Source organism: Herbaspirillum sp. Sphag64 (assembly GCF_014192645.1).
GTDB lineage: Bacteria > Pseudomonadota > Gammaproteobacteria > Burkholderiales > Burkholderiaceae_D > Herbaspirillum.
Genome location: NZ_JACHYE010000001.1, coordinates 787,791 through 802,978, shown reverse-complemented (window position 1 = coordinate 802,978; position 15,188 = coordinate 787,791). Strand labels below are relative to the sequence as shown.

The following is a 15,188-nucleotide window of genomic DNA, read 5'->3' as shown; positions in this document are numbered from 1 at the left end:
GTTATCACGATGAACGCTCCTCTCTCTGCCTCCCTCTTCACCGCCATCGAAATGGCGCCACGCGACCCTATCCTCGGGATCACCGAAGCATTCAATGCTGACAAGAATCCAGGCAAAACCAACCTGGGTGTCGGTGTGTACTACGACGACAACGGCAAGGTGCCGCTGCTGGAGTGCGTGCGCAAGGCGGAAGCCGAGCTGGCAGCCAAGCTGGCGCCGCGTACCTATTTGCCGATTGACGGTCTGGCAACTTACGACAAGGCCGTGCAAGAGCTGGTGTTTGGTGCCGGTAGCCCGGTCATCGCTGAAAAGCGTGCCATCACTGTGCAGGCCCTGGGCGGCACCGGTGCATTGAAGCTGGGTGCAGACTTCCTGAAACATTTCTCGCCAGCATCGACTCAGGTCTGGATCAGCGATCCAAGCTGGGAAAATCACCGCGCGCTGTTTGAAATGGCCGGTTTCACAGTCAACAACTACCCTTACTACGATGCAGCAACCCGTGGCGTGAACTTCGCCGGCATGCTGGATGCGCTCAAGACCATGCCAGCAGGCTCGGTCGTGCTGCTGCACGCATGCTGCCACAACCCAACCGGTGCTGATCTGACTGACGACCAATGGACTGAAATCATCAGCGTGGTGACATCGCGTGGCCTGATCCCGTTCCTGGACATGGCTTATCAAGGCTTTGGTGATGGCATCGAAGAAGATGGCAAGGTCGTGCTGCGTTTTGCGCAGGCTGGTGGCCCGCTGTTTGTTTCCAACTCGTTCTCGAAGTCGTTCTCGCTGTACGGCGAGCGCGTTGGCGCACTGAGCATTGTTGCCGCTTCCAGCGAAGAAGCTGCTCGTGTGCTGTCACAACTCAAGCGCGTGGTGCGTACTAACTATTCCAACCCGCCAATCCATGGTGGTCAGGTCGTGGCGACTGCGCTGGCAACCCCAGAGTTGCGCGCCCTGTGGGAAAAGGAACTGGCTGAGATGCGTGTACGTATCCGCGAAATGCGTCAACTGCTGGTTGCCAAGCTTAAGGAAAAGGCACCTGCGCACGACTTTGACTTTGTGATCAAGCAACGCGGCATGTTCTCCTATTCCGGTCTGACCAAGGCGCAGTGCGAACGTCTGCGTAACGAGTTCTCGATCTATGCCGTGGACACCGGTCGTATTTGCGTGGCCGCACTGAACACCAAGAACATCGACGCTGTGGTCGATGCAATTGCCAAGGTGCTGTAACTGTCAGTGTCTGGACAGTCTTGAAAAAGAGAAGTGAGAACAGTAAAAAGGTTTTGACAGGAAGTAAAAAGCCGGTCATAATCTTGTTCTCAGCTGTTCCCTGATAGCTCAGTCGGTAGAGCGACGGACTGTTAATCCGCAGGTCCCTGGTTCGAGTCCAGGTCGGGGAGCCAAGAAATATAAAAGCCTCGCAGAAATGCGAGGCTTTTTCAATTCCGTAGGTAGTGCAGTCTGGTTTGTTTGTTTTGTTTCTGCATTGCGGAAACGAGCAATTGTTGTGAAGTGCCATGCAATGAGTGCAAGCATGGCAGCGTGAAAAGATTTATCCATTTCTGTTGTAGAAGAGCTAGCGACAACAGAAAAAATAGTTCATAATCGCGCCCTCATCTGTTCCCTGATAGCTCAGTCGGTAGAGCGACGGACTGTTAATCCGCAGGTCCCTGGTTCGAGTCCAGGTCGGGGAGCCAAAAATTCTAAAGCCTCGCACTTGTGCGGGGCTTTTACTTTTCTTGCTGCCAGGTTGACTTGGCTGTCTGTATAAAATATATATACAGTATGAAATCAAGCCGGTTTGCCGTCGCGGCACATATTCTTGTCAGCATTGAGCACGCAACGCGTGATGGCGAGCTATTTTTCCCGTCCTCTGCGATTGCGGCGAGCGTCAATACCAATGCGGTATTTGTGCGTGAACTGTTGTGCCAGCTGTCCAAGGCACATCTTGTTGTGACCAAGGAAGGGCGTGGTGGCGGGGCACAACTGGCGCGGCCAGCCAGTCAGATTTGTTTGTCAGATGTCTATCTGGCGGTCGAGCAAGGGCCGGTACTCAAACCTAATACCCGACCCAAAGACGTTGCCTGTCGTGTCAGTTGTAGCATGGATGCTGCCTTGCAGCCAGTACTGTCAGAGGTTGAGGCGGCGCTGCTGAAAATCCTGAAGACACGTAAACTGTCTGAGCTTGTGAATCGGATTCCTGATTAGCGCGATCGTGGTTTGCTAGTGATATCGAGGACCTCGACGGGTCCTTATTTTTGTTTTTAACTGTCGTGTAAAATATGACAGTTACTGCTTCGTTCAATGTCCGTCCTCGCTGGCGGCAGGGCGATTTCACATCAGGCGGCTGATGCGCAGGGGGAAGCGCTGGCCGCTGGTTTTCATGGAGTAAGTAAATGGAAAAAAATATTGTGCTCGATCACGCCAGTGCCGGTATCGAGCTCGGCGACGCCGCGCAGGTCGCCGATGGTTGGCGTCCGTGGCTATCGGTAGCATCGGTGGCGCTTGGCGCGTTTGCATTTGTGACGACGGAATTCCTGCCGGTTGGATTGCTGCCGCAGATTGCTCAGGAGCTGGGGGTGTCTGATGGTACTGCCGGATTGATGGTGACCACGCCCGGCGTGGTTGCTGCAATCGCGGCGCCAGGCCTGATGCTGGGGGCTGGGCGTATCAATCGACGTTTGATTCTGCTGGCGCTGTCGGTGCTGCTGCTGGCATCAAATCTGGTGTCCGCGCTGGCGCCGTCATTCTTCCTCATGTTGTTGGGCCGCGCATTGCTGGGGGCTGCGCTGGGTGGGTTCTGGACGTTAGCGCTGGCGACAGCTGGCAGGCTGGTGCGGCAGGAAGATGCAGCCAGAGCGACGGCGATCATTCTGAGTGGTGTCACTTTTGCGACGGTCATCGGCGTGCCACTTGGGACGTTCATTAGCGGTTTGTGGTCATGGCGCACCTCGTTCATGGCAACTGCCTTGCTGGCTGCGGTGGCGTTAATTGCGCAGGCGGTATTGTTGCCTTCGCTGCCCTCGAGCGCTGCGATCCGCTGGCAAGACCTGCGGACATTGGTAAGTCGCAGTAATCCGCGCAAGAGCTTGTTGATGGTGGCGCTGGTCTTTGGTGCGCACTTTTCGGCATACACCTACATTGCGCCATTTCTGCACTTGAGTGATTTCAGTCTGTCGGCAATTACAGCGCTGTTGCTCGGCTTCGGGTTTGTAGGTTTTGTCTCCAATGCTGTCTTTTCATCGCTGGTGACGCGACATTTGCACAAGTGCCTGCTTGCGATTGTTGCGTTGTTGATGGTGGCGTTGTTGTCTTTGCCCTTGCTGCATGCATCTTTCTTTGGCGTGTCGGTAATGGTGGTGGCGTGGGGCATTGCCTTTGGCGCGATTCCCTTGTGCCTGAGTATCTGGCTGCAATGGTCTTCGCCGGATTTGCCGGAAGCAGGCTCGGCCATGTTCGTCAGCATTGTGCAGGTGGCGATTGCTGTCGGTTCGAGTGTGGGTGGTTTGGTTGCTGATACGGTTGGTGTTCCGGCGACAATGTGGCTCGGTAGCGCGTTGGGATTGCTGGGCTTGATCGTGATCAGCAGCTTCGGATTCGGTAATCGGCTGGAAGATATTCTGCACAAATAAGCGCTGGCTTTATTGGTGGAGAGTTTCTTTGTCGGCTGTAATTGGCGCAGACAAAATGAAATCGACTCTGCTATAATTCTTGGCTCGTCGGGGCGTAGCGCAGCCTGGTAGCGTACTTGCATGGGGTGCAAGGGGTCGAGTGTTCGAATCACTCCGTCCCGACCAAGAAAATCAAAGGGTTACAAGCATTGCTTGTAACCCTTTTTCTTTTGGTACTGACTATTTCTCGATTGTTCCCGGGCACGGCTGGTTATTACAGTCGAGTTTGTGATTCCTCGTAGCGCGTTACAGAGGCATTTTTCGTCGTAAAATTCAAGGCGCACAAATGTCCTGATCGCATCCGCCATCCAGGAATGTGGCACAAGACCAGACGCCCCGTATCCCCGGGAACGGTCTTCAAAAAAGACGCTAAAAAACTGGACAGGTTTCATGTCAGAGACAACCCCGAACAAGCTAAATGCCCGCCAACAGGAATTGCTGAGCTATGTGCAACGCGATGGATTTGTCACCGTCGAACATCTGGCGACACGCTTTCAGATCACACAGCAAACGATACGCCGGGACATTAATCTGCTAGCAGAAATGAATATGTTACAGCGCTATCACGGTGGTGTTGGTTTGCCGTCGAGCGCAGAAAATATTGCCTATGGCGCGCGGCAGGGAATGTATTCAGAAGAAAAGCGACGTATCGCTGCGATGGTGGTGGAGCATATTCCGGATCAGGCCACACTCTTCATCAATCTTGGTACTACCAATGAAGAAGTTGCCAGAGCGCTGAGTCGCCGTCGCAATCTGCGCGTCATTACCAATAATCTCAATGTGGCCGCGATCATGAGTGGCTACCCTGGCTGCGAAGTGATTATTACCGGTGGAGTCGTGCGTGCACGGGATCTCGGTATTACCGGCGAGGACACCATCGACTTCATTCGCCGTTTCAAGGTCGATTTCGGCATTATCGGTATTTCCAGTATCGAGGCTGATGGCACGCTACGTGACTTCGACTATCGTGAAGTCAGAGTGTCGGAAGCAATCATTGAACATTCACGTAGCGTGTTTCTGGTGGCTGATCATTCCAAGTTCTGGCGACCTGCGCTGGTGCGTCTCGGTGATATCTCCAGGATCAATGCCTTGTTCACGGATCGTCCGGTACCGGAAGAAATGCGCACGATCTTCGATGAAGCCAAGATTGATGTTTTTGTTGCGCCAAACGACGAACGTCGCTGAGCGCGTTTTCGCGCATTCTTATTTTCTTGGCGATCCCCTGCGATAGCTGCAGGTAGTTTCTATTCTCATCCTTACTTTCCTATCCCTGTGCGTCGGCGCCGTGTAGTTGTGCGCCGCGGCAGCGGCATCCTCATATTTCGTTGATTCTGGTTGTGATCAGCTTTCCTTATAGAGATAGGAATTAGCTATTTCTGATTAAGTTAAAAACTATCGAAATGTTCGTTTTGATTAATATAAACCAATATGAATGTTCGAATTCGAACAATATACTTTCGAAAATAAATATAGTTGATCGTCGGTGACATGCTGCAGGTAGTGAATTGCCATGGGGGAATCCCTTGATTTTAGTGGCACGGAGTCGCCGACATGAGGAGACGGGGGCGCTTTGAGATCGTTCAAGGAGCCTTGCAACAAGATAAGTTATCGGTCTAGTCTTAATCTGCATTCAGGTTGTGGTCACCGGGCTTGTCTACGCGATGCGGCATCAGTCGCGCGTTCCCTCATTCCGTCAATTCTGGTTTCTAGCGGTACTCTGGTGCGGACCATTGCATCAGAAGAAAAAAGACCGATTCTGAATCGTTCGGGATCAAGGTCAATAATTAATCCGTGCAGACGGATCCACCAACCTTGGAGTAGACAAGTTGAAAAATAAATATATTCTCGCCCTCGATCAAGGCACTACCAGCTCCCGCGCCATTCTGTTCGACCGCCAGGGCAATATCGTCAGCTCGGCGCAAAAGGAATTTCAACAAATTTATCCGCAGCCAGGCTGGGTAGAGCACGATCCTCAGGAAATCTGGTCCACCCAGGCAGGAGTTGCTGCCGAGGCGCTGACCAAGGTGGGTCTCAACGGTACCTCGGTGGCTGCCATCGGTATCACCAATCAGCGTGAAACGACCGTTGTCTGGGATCGTGAAACCGGCAAGGCAATCTATAACGCCATCGTCTGGCAGGATCGTCGTACGGCAGCTTTCTGCGATGAGTTGAAGAGTCGTGGTCTGGCAGAGAAGATCCGTGAGAAGACCGGGCTGCTGGTGGACTCCTATTTCTCCGCGACCAAGATTCGCTGGATTCTGGAAAACGTCACCGGTGCGCGTCAGCTGGCCAATCAGGGGCGTCTGGCATTTGGCACTGTGGATACCTGGCTGGTCTGGAATATGACTCGTGGTCAGCGTCACGTGACTGATGTGTCCAATGCTTCGCGCACCATGCTGTTCAATATTCATACCATGCAATGGGATGAAGAACTGCTCGATATCATGGGCGTGCCGCGCAATATGTTGCCAGAAGTGCGTTCTTCCAGCGAAACCTATGGTCATACCGAGGTGTCCAGCTTCGGTGCCGAAATCCCGATCGCTGGTATCGCTGGTGACCAGCAGGCAGCGTTGTTTGGTCAGATGTGCACCCAGCCGGGCATGGTCAAGAACACCTATGGCACTGGCTGCTTCATGATGATGAATACCGGTTCCAAGCCGATCGCATCAAAGAATAATCTGCTCACGACCGTGGCCTGGAAGATTGGTGATCAGGTCAGCTATGCACTTGAAGGCAGTATCTTTATCGGCGGCGCTGTTGTGCAGTGGCTGCGTGATGGCCTGGGTATCATCAAGACGTCCTCCGAAGTGGAAGCGTTGGCGCGTAGCGTCAAGAGCACCGATGGTGTTTATCTGGTGCCGGCATTTGCCGGACTGGGCGCGCCGCACTGGAATCCGCATGCGCGTGGCACGGTATTTGGTATTACCCGTGGTACCACAGCGGCACACTATGCGCGTGCCGCTCTCGATAGTATTGCCTATCAGACCATGGATGTATTGAAGGCGATGGAAGCCGATGCCGGTATTGTCATTCCAGAGTTGCGCGTGGATGGCGGTGCAACGGCTAATAACCTGTTGATGCAATTCCAGTCTGACATTCTCGGGGTTGATGTTGTACGTCCTAAGATCACCGAGACCACTGCACTGGGTGCAGCGTATCTGGCAGGTCTGGCAGTGGGTTACTGGAGCAGCACAGATGACGTGCAGGGGCAGTGGCAGCTTGATCAACGCTTTGCATCAGCCATGCCGGCGGCCGAAGTGCAGACCAATATCAAGGGGTGGCAGCGCGCCATCAGTGCCGCGACTGCTTGGGCTAATCACTGATTTGCCAAGGCATGCTGAGCAGGCGGAGAGAAATCTGCCGCTCACACCCATCACTATCATCCATTTTGAAAGTTGATCATCATGAGTCCTTATTTAGCTGAATTTGTGGGCACCGCCCTGATTGTCCTGCTTGGCAATGGCGTCGTTGCCAACGTGTTGTTGAACAAAACACACGGTAATGGCAGTGGTCTGATCGTGATTACCGTCGGTTGGGCCATGGCCGTATTCGTGGGGGTATTCGTTGCGGCGGCTTCCAGCGGTGCGCATCTGAATCCCGCGGTGACACTGGCGCTGGCAGTTGCCGGCAAATTTGCCTGGATTAATGTTCCTGCCTACATCGCTGCGCAGATGCTGGGTGGCATGATGGGAGCCTTCCTGGTCTGGCTGGTGTATCGCAACCACTTTGCTGCGACGACGGATGGCAATCTCAAGCTGGCCGCCTTCTGCACTTCGCCAGCAATTCGTAACACCAAAGGTAATCTGGTGTCGGAAGTTGTCGGTACGTTTGTGCTGGTCTACTGCGTTCTCAACATCGCTTCGCCATCAATGGGGCTGGGGGCGCTGGATGCGTTACCGGTGGCATTGCTGGTCATGGGCATTGGTGTCTCGCTGGGGGGGACGACCGGATACGCAATCAATCCTGCACGTGATTTCGGCCCACGTCTGATGCATGCGTTGCTGCCAATTCCTGGCAAGCGCGACAGTGACTGGGGATATGCGCTGGTGCCGGTGGTTGGATCAATCGCTGGTGGTGTACTGGCAGCACTGGTTTATGGATTGCAAAAAATGCATTGATCCTTTTTCGTCGGTAAATCTGTGAAGGCTACAAGCATCTGCTTGTAGCCTTTTTTGCTTCCGGCCCCGGACGCGGTGCAATAAGCCACGCGTAAGAATCTTTTTGTATGATGGATAAAAATAAAACGGAGACAAAGCAGCAAAAAAATAATCAATGCTGCCACTTCACTCATCGACTGAGAAGAATCCTCCTGTAGCCGCTTTGCTTTGGCGAAGCGTTCCAGTAACGGCCAACGACTGATTGTTGATGAAAAAACAAGCCTCGACGGCTACTTTGTTAGGAGGTTGCGGAATGTCCGAAAGAAAGTACTTTGTGCGAGTCATGATTGTTGAGGGTGTCTTGCCCGTAGTGGTCGCCGGTATCGTCTTTGCCTGTTTGACGTTGCTACCGGTTGTGTCGGTGATGATCCCGTCGGTACTGGCTGCGGTAGTGGCGCTGGTGCTGGCGGTCGCATTGACGCATCTCGCGAAGCGACGTCAGACAGGCCAGGGCGATGCGCTGGTGGAGCGGATTGTGGGTCAAATTGATCACATCATGATCGGTGCTGCGGAGACTTCATTTTTTGTCGATACAATCAAAAACAAGCTCAGTCATGATGTCGTGGCTGCCAATGCGATTGTCTCGGGTGCCGATCAAAATGCCGGGACCACGGAACAGATTGCCTCTAACGCAGAGCGCGCGTCCCGCGTTGCTGCCGAAGTGCGTGCCGAGAGTGTTGCTGGCCGGGCTGAGGTCCGACAGGTACTGGAGCAAATTGGTAAAGCCAGTGAGGATGCAAAAAACGCCTCCGTTCTGATGACGCAATTGCAGGAAAAGTCGCGGCGTATTCATGGTGTTACCGAAGTCATCAGCGAGATCGCTGCGCGGACCAATCTGCTGGCACTCAATGCCGCGATTGAGGCGGCGCGAGCCGGTGAACACGGACGTGGTTTCGCAGTTGTCGCTGGTGAGGTGCGGCAGCTGGCACTGCGTACCAAGGAGGCCACCGACGATATCGGCGTCATGGTGCGTGCTATCACTGAACAGGCTGAATTGGCTGCCAGCGGAATGCAGGCGCTCAGTGGCAACGTCATTGAGGCATCGCAGAATGTCGATCAGGTACACCGATATCTGGGTAGCATTGAGCGCGCAGCCTCAGAATCGGAAGATGAAGTGGCCCAGATCGCCAAGGCCTCTCGTGATCAGGTAGCAACCAGTCAGCAGATTGCTGATGCGATTCTGAAGATTCGCGATGGCATGCTGGCCACCGACACTGAGCTGCCACGCGTGGCAGCATCTGCGCTGGTATTATCGGAGCAGGCAGAGGAGGTATTTGAGGCTATTGCAGATGCTAACGCCAGCACCCATCATGAAGAGATCCGGCGTGCAGCGAGTGCTGCGGCAAGTCGGATCGGCAAGCTGTTTGAGGTCTCAATTGCAGCCGGTCGTATCACTCAAGCTGCTTTGTTTGATCGCCATTACACACCGATTCCCAATACCAATCCCGCAAAACACAAGACGCAATTCGATGCCTTTACCGATCAGGTTTTGCCAGAGATTCAGGAGGCACTTCTGGTTGCGTTGCCGCAGCTGGTCTATGCCGGCGCCGTTGATAACAACGGTTATTTTCCTACGCACAACAAGAAATTCTCACAGCCCCTGACGGGCGACCATGACGTCGATCTGGTCAACAACCGTACCAAGCGAATTTTCAGTGACCGGACCGGCAAACGTTGTGGCGCAAATACAAAGCCATTCCTGTTGCAGACCTATAAGCGCGATACTGGAGAGGTCATGCATGATCTATCGGTCCCGATCTACGTAGGTGGACGACATTGGGGCGGTTTTCGGGTTGGTTACCGTTCTAACCAGCACAATTAGTATTTGCGGGGCTGATCCGCACAACTGTGGTTGACACAGGATCTTTTTCGGAAAAGGTATTGACACTTTCCACAATTTTCGGTGACTGCGATGTCTGCCTGCCGGTAGGCCAGATTTCGGATTGAAGACCTTGACCGCGTCGGGTAGCTGATAGATTATTCGACCACGGGGGCTGCCTGCAAAAGCGGGCGCGCGCTCCATATAAAAAGGAAAATCAACTTGAAAACCTCATCAGCGGAAAAATCTGATTCTGTCAAAGAATTTGATTTTACTCACCGTGATTTTGAACGGGTTCGCGACTTGATCTACAGGAGGGCGGGAATTGCGTTGGCTGACAGCAAGCAGGAAATGGTCTACAGCCGACTGGCAAGACGCTTGCGCGCAACTGGTATTGGCTCTTTCGTACAGTATCTTGACCTGCTTGAGCGGGGCGGTGATGCTGACGAATGGGAAGCGTTCACCAATGCACTGACGACCAATCTGACGTCCTTTTTCCGCGAATCGCACCACTTTCCGATTCTTGGGGACTTCGTCAAGACGCTCAAGGAGCCGGTGACGGTTTGGTGTTCTGCCAGTTCCACCGGCGAAGAGCCGTATTCCATTGCCATGACCTTGTGTGAGGCCTATGGCAGTCTTACTCCACCGGCGCAGATTGTGGCGACGGATATCGATACCAATGTTCTGGCGACTGGTGCCAATGGTGTTTATCCCTTGGAACGTATCGAGAAAATGGCGCCCGAGCGGGTCAAGAAATTTTTCCTGCGTGGGAAGGGGGCGCAAGAAGGTTTTGTTCGGGTACGTCCGGAGTTGCGCAAGATGGTTACTTTCAAGCAATTGAATTTGCTGGGTGACGGTTGGCCGGTCTCAGGACCCTTCGATGTGATTTTTTGCCGCAACGTGATGATTTATTTTGACAAGCCGACGCAAAGCAAAATCCTGTCGCGCTTCGTCCCGCTGATGAAACCTCATGCTCTGTTGTTTGCGGGGCATTCGGAAAACTTCCTGTATGTATCAGACTCCTTGAAGCTCAAGGGTAAAACGGTCTACGAGTTGAATGAGGCAGCACAACGCAAGGCAGGAAAATAACTCATGAGTCCCCAAGGGCAAGAGCAATTTGCCTCGAATGTTTATTACGACCGCAGCTTTGATTGCGATGCGGCGAAGATTCTTCCTGGTGAATATTATTTTACGCACAAGGATATGATGATCGTGACGGTACTCGGATCATGCGTATCGGCGTGCATCCGCGATCGGGTCAGCGGGATCGGCGGCATGAATCATTTCATGCTGCCAGATAGTGGTGACGGTGATAGCCCGGTATCGGCATCCATGCGTTATGGCACTTATGCCATGGAAATTCTGATTAATGACTTGCTGAAAGCCGGTGCCCGACGTGAAAACCTGGAGGCAAAGGTGTTTGGCGGTGGTAACGTCTTGCGTGGCTTTGTGGCAATCAATGTCGGCGAACGCAATGCCAGGTTCGTCAAGGAGTATCTGAAGGCAGAGAATATTCGTATCGTCGCAGAGGATCTCAACGATGTATGGCCACGCAAGGTCTATTTTTTTCCGAGAACAGGAAAGGTATTGGTGAAAAAACTCAAGCAACTGCATAACAATACCTTGGTCAACCGTGAGCAGGATTATGCCAATAAACTGGTCACCAAACCTGTTGGCGGCGCGGTTGATCTGTTTTAATGTCACGTAATGTAACGTCAAGGCAGGCGCTTAACCTGCTTAGATACGCAGTGTATGATGTAGTTTGGCAACATTGCAGAAGAATAAGTTTCCGGAAGGCAGTATTGATATGAAAATTAAGGTCTTGATCGTCGATGATTCTGCGTTGATTCGCAGTGTCATGAAGGAAATCATCAGCAGCCAGCCCGACATGGAAGTCGTTGGCGTGGCCCCTGATCCAATCATTGCGCGTGATCTGATCAAGCAGACCAATCCTGATGTGTTGACTCTGGATGTGGAAATGCCGCGCATGGATGGCCTGGATTTTCTGGAAAAACTCATGCGTTTGCGGCCGATGCCAGTGGTGATGGTGTCCTCACTGACTGAGCGCGGATCGGAAATTACTTTGCGCGCGCTGGAGTTGGGGGCGGTTGATTTTGTGACCAAGCCTAAAATCTCGATCCAGAGCGGCATGCAGGAATATACCGACATGATTGCGGACAAGATCCGCGCCGCCTCAAAAGCGAGCATCCGTCCGCGTCCGGTTCCTGCTGCAGACGGCTCCAAGGCTGCCAATGAAGTGTTGCCACAGTTGCGCAACCCACTGACCAGTAGTGAAAAACTGATCATTATTGGTGCTTCAACCGGTGGGACTGAGGCAATCAAGGATTTTCTGATCAAAATGCCTTCTGATTGCCCAGGGATTCTGATTACGCAGCATATGCCCGAGGGTTTTACTCGTTCATTTGCGGCCAGACTCAATAATCTGTGCAAAATCTCGGTGCAGGAGTCCGCAGGTAATGAACGTGTTTTGCCAGGGCATGCCTATATTGCACCGGGGCATTCGCATCTCAAACTGGTGCGCAGCGGCGCCAATTACATGACCCAGCTGGATCAGGGGCCGCCTGTCAACCGCCATCGGCCATCCGTCGATGTCTTGTTCAATTCGGCAGCCGCCTGTGCTGGTAAAAATGCCGTCGGCGTGATTATGACCGGAATGGGCAAGGACGGCGCGCTGGGAATGTTGGAAATGAGGAATGCCGGGGCTTATAATTTTGCTCAGGATGAAGCTTCATGCGTCGTTTTTGGCATGCCACGTGAAGCTATTGCGGTTGGTGCGGCGCATGAAGTGCTGGCACTTCAGGCAATGCCAGGACGCGTACTTGGTTATCTTGCCGAGCATGGTAGTCGTGCATTGCGAGTGTAGTTCGAGTACCATGCTGCCAGTTGCATAAACTGAAAATCAAAGGTGGCGCTCGCGTATAGTTGAGAGCGGCACCTCAAGTTTCGTAATGACATGTCGTTATCGTCAATATTTGCTTTGAATCAATGGAGTTATCATGTCAGGCCCAAATACTAGGTTTCTCGTTGTAGATGATTTCTCAACGATGCGTCGCATCGTTCGTAACCTGCTCAAAGAGCTGGGTTACAGCAATGTCGATGAGGCCGAAGATGGCGTCCAGGCCTTGCAGAAGTTGCGCAGCGATCAGTTTGATTTCGTTGTCTCTGACTGGAATATGCCAAATATGGACGGTTTGACAATGTTGCAGGAAATTCGTAAAGATCCTGCTCTGTCAAAACTGCCCGTGCTGATGGTGACTGCCGAAGCCAAAAAGGAAAATATCGTCGCTGCTGCGCAGGCGGGAGCCAATGGCTACGTGGTCAAGCCCTTCACGGCGGCCACTTTGGACGAGAAGCTGGGCAAGATTTTCGAAAAACTGAACGCTGCCGGAGCCTGACGTGGACAAGCCAGATCAGGCTCCCTCTCCATCGCATGTGGGTGCCGATGCGCATCAGGACCAGTTCCTGTCGCGTATCGGGCAGATGACGCGCAGCCTGCACGACAATTTGCGTGGTTTGGGGTTTGATCGTTTGCTGGAGAAGGCTGCCAGTGACATGCCGGATGCGCGAGATCGTCTTGAATACGTCGCCATGATGACGGAGAAGGCTGCGCAGCGTGTGCTCAATGCTACTGAAATCGCGGGACCTCTGCAGGATCGTATCGGTGATGAGGCAGGAAATCTGGCTGCGCAATGGAAGTCGGTTATGGAAGGTGCATTTTCAGAGACCGAGTTCCGTGCCATGGCTGAAAAAACCCAAGCTTTCCTGTCACTGACTTCAGGTAATGTTGTGCAGACCAAGCAACAGCTGCTCGATATTATGATGGCGCAGGATTTTCAGGATTTGACTGGTCAGGTGATCAAGCGTGTCACTGCATTGGCGCATGACATCGAGAGCCAGCTTGTGCAGTTGCTCGTTGATTATTCCCCGGCTGAGACCAAGCGCGAAGACAGTGGATTGTTGAACGGTCCGCAAATCAATCCTGCTGGAAAGGATGTTATTGCGGATCAGAGTCAGGTCGACGACTTGCTGGAAAGTCTTGGTTTCTGATTTATTGATCCTTGTTGTTTTTGCTCCTATTTTGTCGTGTTTTTTTAACGAGGTCGTCTGATCTCGTATAACGTACTTCCTTCACCTCTCCTCGCTTCAGGTCATCCTGTGGCAGCTAACCCGTTGTATACTCTCTGTATTAAAGCAATGCAGAGTTGACGGGTCTCTTCTGTGCCGAAATACGGGGCGTTTCGCCTCTTATTCGTACGATGATGTAAGACATCTCTGGCCAATAATTGCTCGTGTTAATCTCAAAAATCCGTCCAATTAAAAGATGGGTAGTAACGGGGAGCGGCAGTGGCCGAAGAAAGCGATCTAGAACGGACCGAACAGCCCACGGGGAAACGCCTTGAAAAGGCCCGTGAGCAAGGCGACGTGCCGCGGTCGCGGGAGATGGCTACGTGCGTCATGCTGCTCATTGGTGGAAGTACCTTGTGGGTTTTCACCGGTCCACTGGTGCATAGTCTCAATCGTCTTATGGTCGATGCGCTCACTTTCGAGCGTGAAATGGCGTATGACCCGGCTTTGCTATTTGGATATCTTGGCGGTCGCTTTGCCGATGTCGCCATGGCGTGCATTCCCATTGCTTGCATGATGTTGTTGGCTGCGGTGGCGGCGCCGCTGATCATGGGTGGGTGGTTGTTTAATACGGGTGCGCTGGTGCCCAAATTCGAACGCATGAACCCGATCAAGGGTGTCATGAATCTTTTTTCTCTCAACTCTCTGGTTGAGCTAGGCAAGGGCCTGCTTAAAACAGTGCTGGTGGCTACGGTCGCGTGGTATGCCATGAAAAGTCGCATCGAGGCGGTGCTCAACCTCAGTGTTGAGCCGCTCAAGGTGAGCAGTACGCACATGCCCTACCTGTTGTGGTCCAGTTTCATCATGATAGTGATGGCCCTGGTCTTCATTGCAGCCATCGATGTGCCTTATCAGATGTGGAACTACACCCGCAAGTTGAAGATGACACGTCAGGAAGTCAAGCAGGAGCACAAGGAGTCTGACGGTGATCCGGTCATCAAGGGCAAGATCCGGCAGTTGCAACGGGCAGCAGCAAGGCGCCGCATGATGTCGGCCGTGCCAACTGCTGATGTGGTCGTGACCAACCCGACCCACTTTGCCGTGGCGCTGAAATACAGCGAAGGGGCCATGTCGGCGCCAACAGTTGTAGCCAAGGGTACCGAGGAAGTGGCGGCACGTATCCGCGCCATTGCAGCCGAAAACAATGTCGCGATTCTTGAGGCGCCACCTTTGGCGCGTGCCTTGCATTACCACACCGAGATTGGCGACGAGATTCCTGAGGCGCTTTACACCGCGGTAGCCGAGGTTCTGGCCTACGTATTCCAGTTGCGTACCTACAAAAATCGTGGAGGATTGCCGCCTCAAGCTCCGGATGACCTCGCTGTTCCCTCGGAAATGGATGATCCTCTCTATAAACGCAAAGCTGCCATTGCTGCACGTGCGAGGGCTGCTGAATGA

The 15,188-nt window shown here is 53.0% G+C and carries 13 protein-coding genes and 3 tRNA genes; all 16 read left to right on the top strand.

The window, feature by feature from the left end:
- The first annotated feature begins 9 nt into the window (after window positions 1–9).
- On the top strand, window positions 10–1,227 hold the full coding sequence (locus tag FHW66_RS03605) for an amino acid aminotransferase (RefSeq protein WP_183378338.1): 1,218 nt from the start codon (window positions 10–12) through the stop codon (window positions 1,225–1,227).
- Between the two features lie 97 nt (window positions 1,228–1,324).
- Window positions 1,325–1,400, top strand: a tRNA-Asn gene (locus tag FHW66_RS03600).
- A 218-nt stretch (window positions 1,401–1,618) separates the two neighbouring features.
- Window positions 1,619–1,694 (top strand) — tRNA-Asn (locus tag FHW66_RS03595).
- A gap of 88 nt (window positions 1,695–1,782) precedes the next feature.
- On the top strand, window positions 1,783–2,205 hold the full coding sequence (locus FHW66_RS03590; protein ID WP_183378337.1) for an Rrf2 family transcriptional regulator: 423 nt from the start codon (window positions 1,783–1,785) through the stop codon (window positions 2,203–2,205).
- 188 nt (window positions 2,206–2,393) lie between these two features.
- A complete protein-coding gene (locus FHW66_RS03585) occupies window positions 2,394–3,629 on the top strand; it encodes an MFS transporter (RefSeq protein WP_183378336.1) in 1,236 nt (411 codons plus the stop codon).
- A gap of 88 nt (window positions 3,630–3,717) precedes the next feature.
- Window positions 3,718–3,794: transfer RNA gene (locus tag FHW66_RS03580), tRNA-Pro, on the top strand.
- A gap of 264 nt (window positions 3,795–4,058) precedes the next feature.
- Window positions 4,059–4,853 (top strand): DeoR/GlpR family DNA-binding transcription regulator, encoded by a 795-nt coding sequence (locus FHW66_RS03575; RefSeq protein ID WP_183378335.1) that lies wholly within the window; start codon window positions 4,059–4,061, stop codon window positions 4,851–4,853.
- 641 nt (window positions 4,854–5,494) lie between these two features.
- A complete protein-coding gene (gene glpK / locus FHW66_RS03570) occupies window positions 5,495–6,991 on the top strand; it encodes a glycerol kinase GlpK (protein WP_183378333.1) in 1,497 nt (498 codons plus the stop codon).
- A gap of 81 nt (window positions 6,992–7,072) precedes the next feature.
- A complete protein-coding gene (locus tag FHW66_RS03565; protein WP_183378332.1) occupies window positions 7,073–7,786 on the top strand; it encodes an MIP/aquaporin family protein in 714 nt (237 codons plus the stop codon).
- Between the two features lie 292 nt (window positions 7,787–8,078).
- Window positions 8,079–9,647: a methyl-accepting chemotaxis protein gene (locus FHW66_RS03560; RefSeq protein WP_255458789.1), complete on the top strand. Its 1,569-nt coding sequence runs from the start codon at window positions 8,079–8,081 to the stop codon at window positions 9,645–9,647.
- 219 nt (window positions 9,648–9,866) lie between these two features.
- A complete protein-coding gene (locus FHW66_RS03555) occupies window positions 9,867–10,733 on the top strand; it encodes a CheR family methyltransferase (RefSeq protein WP_183378330.1) in 867 nt (288 codons plus the stop codon).
- Between the two features lie 3 nt (window positions 10,734–10,736).
- A complete protein-coding gene (cheD, locus tag FHW66_RS03550) occupies window positions 10,737–11,342 on the top strand; it encodes a chemoreceptor glutamine deamidase CheD (RefSeq protein WP_183378329.1) in 606 nt (201 codons plus the stop codon).
- 109 nt (window positions 11,343–11,451) lie between these two features.
- Window positions 11,452–12,528, top strand: a complete 1,077-nt coding sequence (locus FHW66_RS03545; protein ID WP_183378328.1) for a chemotaxis response regulator protein-glutamate methylesterase — start codon at window positions 11,452–11,454, stop codon at window positions 12,526–12,528.
- 133 nt (window positions 12,529–12,661) lie between these two features.
- On the top strand, window positions 12,662–13,060 hold the full coding sequence (cheY, locus tag FHW66_RS03540) for a chemotaxis response regulator CheY (RefSeq protein WP_183378326.1): 399 nt from the start codon (window positions 12,662–12,664) through the stop codon (window positions 13,058–13,060).
- 1 nt (window position 13,061) lies between these two features.
- Window positions 13,062–13,712 carry a protein phosphatase CheZ gene (cheZ, locus tag FHW66_RS03535; RefSeq protein WP_183378325.1) on the top strand — a complete coding sequence of 217 codons (651 nt, stop codon included), beginning with the start codon at window positions 13,062–13,064 and terminating at the stop codon, window positions 13,710–13,712.
- A gap of 297 nt (window positions 13,713–14,009) precedes the next feature.
- Window positions 14,010–15,188 carry a flagellar biosynthesis protein FlhB gene (gene flhB / locus FHW66_RS03530; RefSeq protein WP_183378323.1) on the top strand — a complete coding sequence of 393 codons (1,179 nt, stop codon included), beginning with the start codon at window positions 14,010–14,012 and terminating at the stop codon, window positions 15,186–15,188.